Source organism: Streptomyces sp. NPDC002403, assembly GCF_053593015.1.
The window spans coordinates 1-6076 of the sequence record NZ_JBSFBQ010000120.1 but is presented as its reverse complement, the minus strand read 5'-3'; the positions used below and the strand labels follow the sequence as shown (position 1 = coordinate 6076).

The window sequence follows — 6076 nt, the reverse complement described above, 5'->3', positions numbered from 1 at the left end:
GAGACGGCCTGACCTGGGGACCCCACGACGCACAGGAATCCCTCACCCTCTTCCACAACTACACAGGCGACCACTACAACGGCAGCCACACCCCAACCCAGAACCCCCCCACCCCGACCGGCCCACCCGCCCCGGCGCAAGGAGCAAAGCCCCCGGCAGCGCCGCACCTGCCAGCGATGCGGGAGGAGGACCTGGGCCGGCACGGCACCACCCACCTCCCGCCCATCGAAGACCTCGCCCGCACCATCCGCCAACTGGCCGGGGAACAGACCGGTGCGCACCTCGACACCCTGGCCACCCACCTCAGCCGGACACAAGCCGAGATCAGGGACGCCCTCACAGCCAACGGCATCAACGTCAAGACTCTCCAATTGCGGTTCGGCGACGAGCGGCGCCAACGGTTGGGGGTGCGGGTGGACGACCTGGGCCGGCACGGCACCGCCCACCTCCCTACCGTCGAAGACCTCGCCCGCACTATCCGCCGACTGGCCAGGGAACGGGCCGGTGTGCACCTCGCTACCCTGGCCACCCACCTCCGCGACCAGCAGGAATTCAAGCACCTCGACCTGCAGAGATACGAGATCAGAGACGTCCTCCAGGCCGCTGGCATCAGCGTCCAGAAATTCAATGGGCTGGACGGCGAAACGTGGCGGGAACGGTTGGGGGTGCGGGTAGATGCCCTGGGCCGGCACGGCCTCGCCCACCTCCCCACCATCGAAGACCTCGCCCAGACCATCCGCCAACTGGCAGCAGCGAACAACCACCTCGGTGTGCACCTCGACGCCCTGACCACCCACCTCCGCAGCCTGCCGGAATTCAAGCACCTCGGCCTGCAGGAATTCGACATCAGGAACGTCCTTGCGGCCAACGGCATCACCGTCAGGACACTCCGCCTGCAGTTCGGCGGCAAGCAACACAAATGGCTGGGGGTGCGGGTGGACGATCTAGGCTGACCCGGCCACGAGGACGGGGCCGGGTAGGACACACCGCCCCGAGATACCTCCGACGAGCCCAGGAACAGCCGGAAGAAATCAGTCTTTTAGTACTTCAGTCAGATTTCGTGTCCTGAGCTGCTGGTTGTCGTTGTTCGGGTATGGACGTGATGCCTGAAGTCGATTGCTGGAAGGCCGAGTTGGAGTCGGCTTTCGCTCGGGTGGCGGGCCGGTTCGGGAGGGCGGATCTGCGGTGGCGGATGCGTGACTACGTGCGGGGTCTGCTGGCGCCGGTCGGGCGGAAGAACGGCTGGCAGCTGGCCGAATGGGCCGGCCATCGTGATCCGGCGGGCCTGCAACACCTGCTGAACGGTGCCCGCTGGGACGCCGATGCCGTACGCGACGACGTGCGGGACTACGCCGCCGAGCGGCTCGGTCCGGGCGGGGTACTGATCATCGATGACACCGGGTTCGTCAAGAAGGGCACCACCTCGGCCGGGGTGGGCCGGCAGTACACCGGCACCTCGGGGAAGATCGACAACTGCCAGATCGGCGTGTTCGCCGCCTACGCCACCAGTTCGGGCCGGGCCCTGGTGGACCGGGAGCTCTACCTGCCGAAATCCTGGACCTGCGACCGTGAGCGGTGCCGGGCAGCGAAAATCCCTGAGGAACGCGGCTTTGCCACCAAGGGGGAGCTGGCCCGGGACATCGTGCGCCGCTGCGTGGCTGCGGGCCTGCCGGCCGCCTGGGTGACCGCGGACGAGGCTTACGGGCAGGACTGGAACTTCCGACGCCTGCTCGAGCAGCTCGACATCGGCTACGTGGTTGCGGTGCCCAAGTCCCAGCAGATCAAGCCCCTGGCCGGTGCCTGGCGCATCGACCAGCTCATTGACGAGGCCCCCGCCGATGCCTGGCAGCGGCTGTCCTGCGGCGACGGAGCGAAGGGCCCACGCGTCTATGACTGGGCCGCGGCGAAACTGCCCGCCAACATCGTCTTCGACCCGGATCCGCCGACCCATCATCGCTGGGTGCTGGCCCGCCGTAGTCTGTCCGACCCCGCCGAGCTCGCCTACTACCTCGCCCACGCACCCGTCGGCATCGAGATCGACGAACTCGCTCGGATCGCCGGCAGTCGGTGGGCGGTCGAGGAATGCTTCCAGGCCGCGAAGAACGAGTGCGGCCTGGACGAGTACGAGGTCCGCCGCTATCCGGGCTGGTACCGGCACATCACCCTGGCCATGCTCGCCCGTGCCTTCCTCACCGCCCTGGCCGCCCAAGCCGCCCACCGGGAAACCGCAGAAACGAACCGACCAGCCTCGTCTCCCTCACCGTGGCGGAAATCCGACGGCTCCTGGACACTCTCCTGCCCCACCCCAGACCTGAACTCAACCAGCGTCAGCATGCCCTGAGATGGTCCCACTGGCGCGGACGCCACCAAGCCATCGCCCAACGATGCCACTACCTGAAAAGAGCCAGCTCAGGACGCGAAATCTGACTGGAGTGTTAGACCGTGTCCTATGTGGTGATCGCTCGTTGGGTTGTTCATGGGGCGGGATACGTGGAGTTGGATTGTTCCGGAGGGGCTGTGGGAGATCGCGAAGCCGTTGATCCCGCCGTCGAGGGTGCGGCCGCAGGGCGGTGGGACGCAGGACACGCCTGATGAGACCCTGTTCGCGGCGATCGTCTATGTGCTGGTGAGCGGGTGTGCCTGGCGGGCTCTGCCGCCGTGTTTCGGGGTCTCGAAATCTACTGCCCACCGGCGCTTCGCCATCTGGTCCAGGGCCGGTGTCTGGGGCCGGCTGCACGAGGCGGTGCTCGACCGCATCGACGAGTGCGGCCTGCTCGACCTGACTCGCGTGGTCCTCGACTCCGCCCACGTACGGGCCAAAAGAGGGGCGAACTCACAGGTCCCAGCCCCGTGGACCAGGGTAAACCGGGTTCCAAGATGCATGTCCTGTCGGACGCGAACGGACTGCCCCTGGTCGTAGGCATCTCCGCCGCCAACACCCACGACAGCCAAGGCCTGAAGCCCATGGTGGCCGGTCTCCAATCGAGACACGATCCCCACCGCGGCTGGAACCTCAAACCCCGCAAGCTCCACGCCGACAAGGCATACGACATCCCTGACCTGCGTAGAGTGGGACGAGGAGGAGCGCGGCGGACCTGCCTTCCCGGCATCCGGTCGGTAGGGAAGCGCGAGTGCTCAGGGGATCGACGCCGAGGGCATCAGTGACGCCCGATCGTCCATCTCCGCAGGTCAAGGCTCGCCCGTTGCAGGGAACTTCAGGCCGCGTCGTCTCGTTCTCGTTCGATGGCGGCGAGCCGGTTCTTGAGGCGGTAGCTTGGGCCGTTGATGGAGATCACTCCGCAGTGGTGGAGGAGACGATCGAGGACGGTGGTGGCCAGGACCTCATCCCCGAACATCTGTCCCTATTTGCTGAGGGTCTTGTTCGAGGTCAGGATGATCGAGCCCTTTTCGTATCGCTTTGAGATGACCTGGAAGACGAGGTTGGCCTCGGCGCGAGCGAGGGGCTGGTAGCCGACTTCGTCCAGAACAAGGACGGCTGGCCGCAGGTAGCTGCGGAGTTTGCTGGTCAGGCGCCCGGCGGATTCGGCGGCGGTGAGGTTGCGGACCATGTCGTCGAGGCTGGTGAAGTAGATCGAGTAGCCGGCCCAGCAGGCAGCGACCGCGAGAGCGACGGCGATGTGCGTCTTGCCCACCCCCGGCGGCCCGAGCAGGGCAGCGTTGGCCTTGGCCTCGACGAACGACAGGGTGGCAAGGTCTTTGACCTTGCGAGGGTCGAGCTCGGGCTGGAACGAGAAATCGTAGTCATCGAGCGTTTTGTGATGCGGCAGCTTCGACAACCGCAGGCCCTGGCGGAATCGGCGGTCGTCACGGACGGCCAGTTCCTCGGAAAGGATCAGGTCGATGAAGTCGAGGTAGCCCATCTTGGCCTCGTTAGCCCGCTGAGCGTACTGAGTCAGGGCCTCGGCCAGGTGGGTGGCTCTGTACGCGACAGCGAGCAGCGTTTTGACAGCAGTTCGGGAGACCCTGCGGTGGGCTGGCCCGCGTCAAATATTCACGGCTTTGAGCAGCAGCTCAGTGGCCGTAGGCGAGATCGGCCGTCTGCCGCTTCCGGAGGGGCACGGCAAAAGCGCTGGCTACGGGGGCAGGTGGTCCGTAGCGGCGGCACCGTTGCCGGGTGTCAGGTGTGTGGTCCATCTTGCTGCTCAAAGCCGTGAACATCGACATCACCGCCGTGCGGGAGCCTCCCGCAGCGGTGAACAACTGCTGACGCGAGTCGTGAACAAAGCCAGGTGGGGCAGGCCCAGCTTGGCGGCCGTGTTGCGGATGCGGGTGGAGACCAGCTCGCTCAAGACGATTCCTTCGGCGTTCGGTGGGTGGTGAAGGGGCGGATGCCGGTCAACTCGTCATAGACCGACAACGGCCGTCGGCCGACCTCGACCTGGGTAGCCGCGGCCCGGTTCAGCAAGGCCAACAGCGATCCCGCCTCCAGCCCGCTGTCCTGCCGCCGCGGTGCGGGCAGGTCTCCGCCCGCCGTGACGCGGCGGCCGGCCCCGGTGGGCAGACCGTCCCAGTGCCGCTCGTCCACGACCCGGGCACCGCGGCCAAATGCCCGCGGGTGGGTGGCCAGCAGGGTTTCTCCCTGCCGGTCGGGAGTGGTGGCATGCAGAGTGGCCTGGGACTTCGTGGCCCTAATCTCGACCAGCTGCCGCAGCCGGATCCGGAGAGCCGGCACCGAGTAGAGGTTCGCTTCGAAGGCGACGAGACAGTCCTTGCCTGCCGGTCACATCCCGGGACAGTTCACCCGACCCGTCCCCGGCGAGGCCGTGCCCGCCCAAGGCATCCGCCCGTACCCCCAGCCAGAAGGCGCCGCTCGCCGCCGAACCGCAGGCGGAGTGGCTTGACGGTGATGCCGTTGGCCTCGAGGACACCCCTGAGCTCGTTTTCCCGCAGGCGGAGGTGGGCGGCCAGGTCGGCGAGGTGCACACCGAGGTGGTGGTTCGCTGCCGACAGCTCGCGGATGGTGCGGGCGAGGTCCTCGATGGTCAGTGGGGGGAGGCGGGACCGTGGGCCCGGCCGGGGGAGCGGACTTGGTCCATCGTCTCTTCCGGTCCTGTCCTGCCCGGCTCGTCGGAGGCGCCCGGGCGCAGTTCACCCGCCCCGTTCCCGGCGAGGCCGTGCTGGCCCAGGTCGTTCACCCGCACCCCCAGCCGGAAGCGCCGCTCGTCGCCGAACGACAGGTGGAGTGACTTGACGGTGATACCGGCGGCCGCAAGGACGCCTCTGATTTCGAATACCTGCAGGCCGCGGAGGTGGGTGCTCAGGTCGGCGAGGTGCACACCGAGGTGGTGGTTCGCTGCCGACAGCTCCCGGATGGTGCGGGCAAGGTCCTCGACAGTCGGGATCTGGGCGAGGCCGTGCCCGCCCAGATCCCCCACCCGCACCCCCACCCGTTGGCGCCGCATGTCGCCGTCCAGCCCTGTGAATTGCCGGACGCTGATGCCAGCGGCCTGGAGGACGCTCCTGATCTCGTATTTCTGCAGGTCGAGGTGCTGGAATTCCGACAGGCCGCGGAGGTGGGTGGTCAGGGCCTCGAGGTGCACACCGTGGCGGTTGTCCGCTGCTGCCAGTTGACGGATGGTGCGGGCGAGATCCTCGACAGTCGGGAGGTGGGCGAGGCCGTGCCCGCCCAGATCCCCCACCCGCACCCCCACCCGTTGGCGCCGCTCGTTGCCGAACTGCAATTGGACTGGCTTGACGGTGATGCCGTTGGCCGTGAGGACGTCCCTGATCTCGGCTTGTGTCCGGCTGAGGTGGGCGGCCAGGGCGTCGAGGTGCACACCGCCCCCGACCCCCCGTCCGTGCTGCGCGGCCAGCTGGCGGATGGTGCGGGCGATGTCCTCGATGGTCAGTGAGGGGGGTGGGGTGGGTTGGTGGGTCTGGCCGGGGCCGGCCTGGTTCGCCGGGGCGGGTGGGCCGGTCGGGGCGGGTGCGTGAGGGTCTGCCGGAGGACCCATTGCCCCGGTGGGCGGGGAGATGTCCGCCGGTATCGGGGGCGGGGCCTGGAGGGAGAGGTCCATAAGGAGCCGCTGCGTCTGTTCGTGGTGTTCCTCGGCTA

Annotated in this window: 3 protein-coding genes and 4 pseudogenes; 3 read left to right on the top strand and 4 right to left on the bottom strand. The window is 67.7% G+C overall.

Translation table 11 applies throughout. From position 1 onward, the window contains the following. The 3 genes and pseudogenes from ACWCPY_RS42705 to ACWCPY_RS42695 form a co-directional block, all read left to right on the top strand. On the top strand, positions 1 to 953 hold a 953-nt coding region (locus ACWCPY_RS42705), incomplete at its 5' end, for a hypothetical protein (protein WP_451274527.1). Between the two features lie 140 nt (positions 954 to 1093). Beyond that, positions 1094 to 2341, top strand: coding sequence for an IS701 family transposase (locus ACWCPY_RS42700; RefSeq protein ID WP_451274525.1), 1248 nt, complete (start codon positions 1094 to 1096; stop codon positions 2339 to 2341). A 135-nt stretch (positions 2342 to 2476) separates the two neighbouring features. After that, positions 2477 to 3069 (top strand): annotated as a pseudogene (locus tag ACWCPY_RS42695) (IS5 family transposase); the annotation flags it as partial. 146 nt (positions 3070 to 3215) lie between these two features. On the opposite strand, the pseudogene istB reads toward ACWCPY_RS42695, so the two are convergent. The 4 genes and pseudogenes from istB to ACWCPY_RS42675 all read right to left on the bottom strand — a co-directional run. Further along, positions 3216 to 3959, bottom strand: a pseudogene (gene istB / locus ACWCPY_RS42690) (IS21-like element helper ATPase IstB). A gap of 225 nt (positions 3960 to 4184) precedes the next feature. Further along, positions 4185 to 4310, bottom strand: coding sequence for a hypothetical protein (locus ACWCPY_RS42685; RefSeq protein ID WP_451274523.1), 126 nt, complete (start codon positions 4308 to 4310; stop codon positions 4185 to 4187). Then, positions 4307 to 4726, bottom strand: a pseudogene (locus ACWCPY_RS42680) (Mu transposase domain-containing protein); the annotation flags it as partial. The pseudogene ACWCPY_RS42680 and the gene ACWCPY_RS42685, both read right to left, overlap by 4 nt. Positions 4727 to 5003: 277 nt before the next feature. Next, positions 5004 to 6076, bottom strand: a pseudogene (locus ACWCPY_RS42675) (hypothetical protein); the annotation flags it as partial.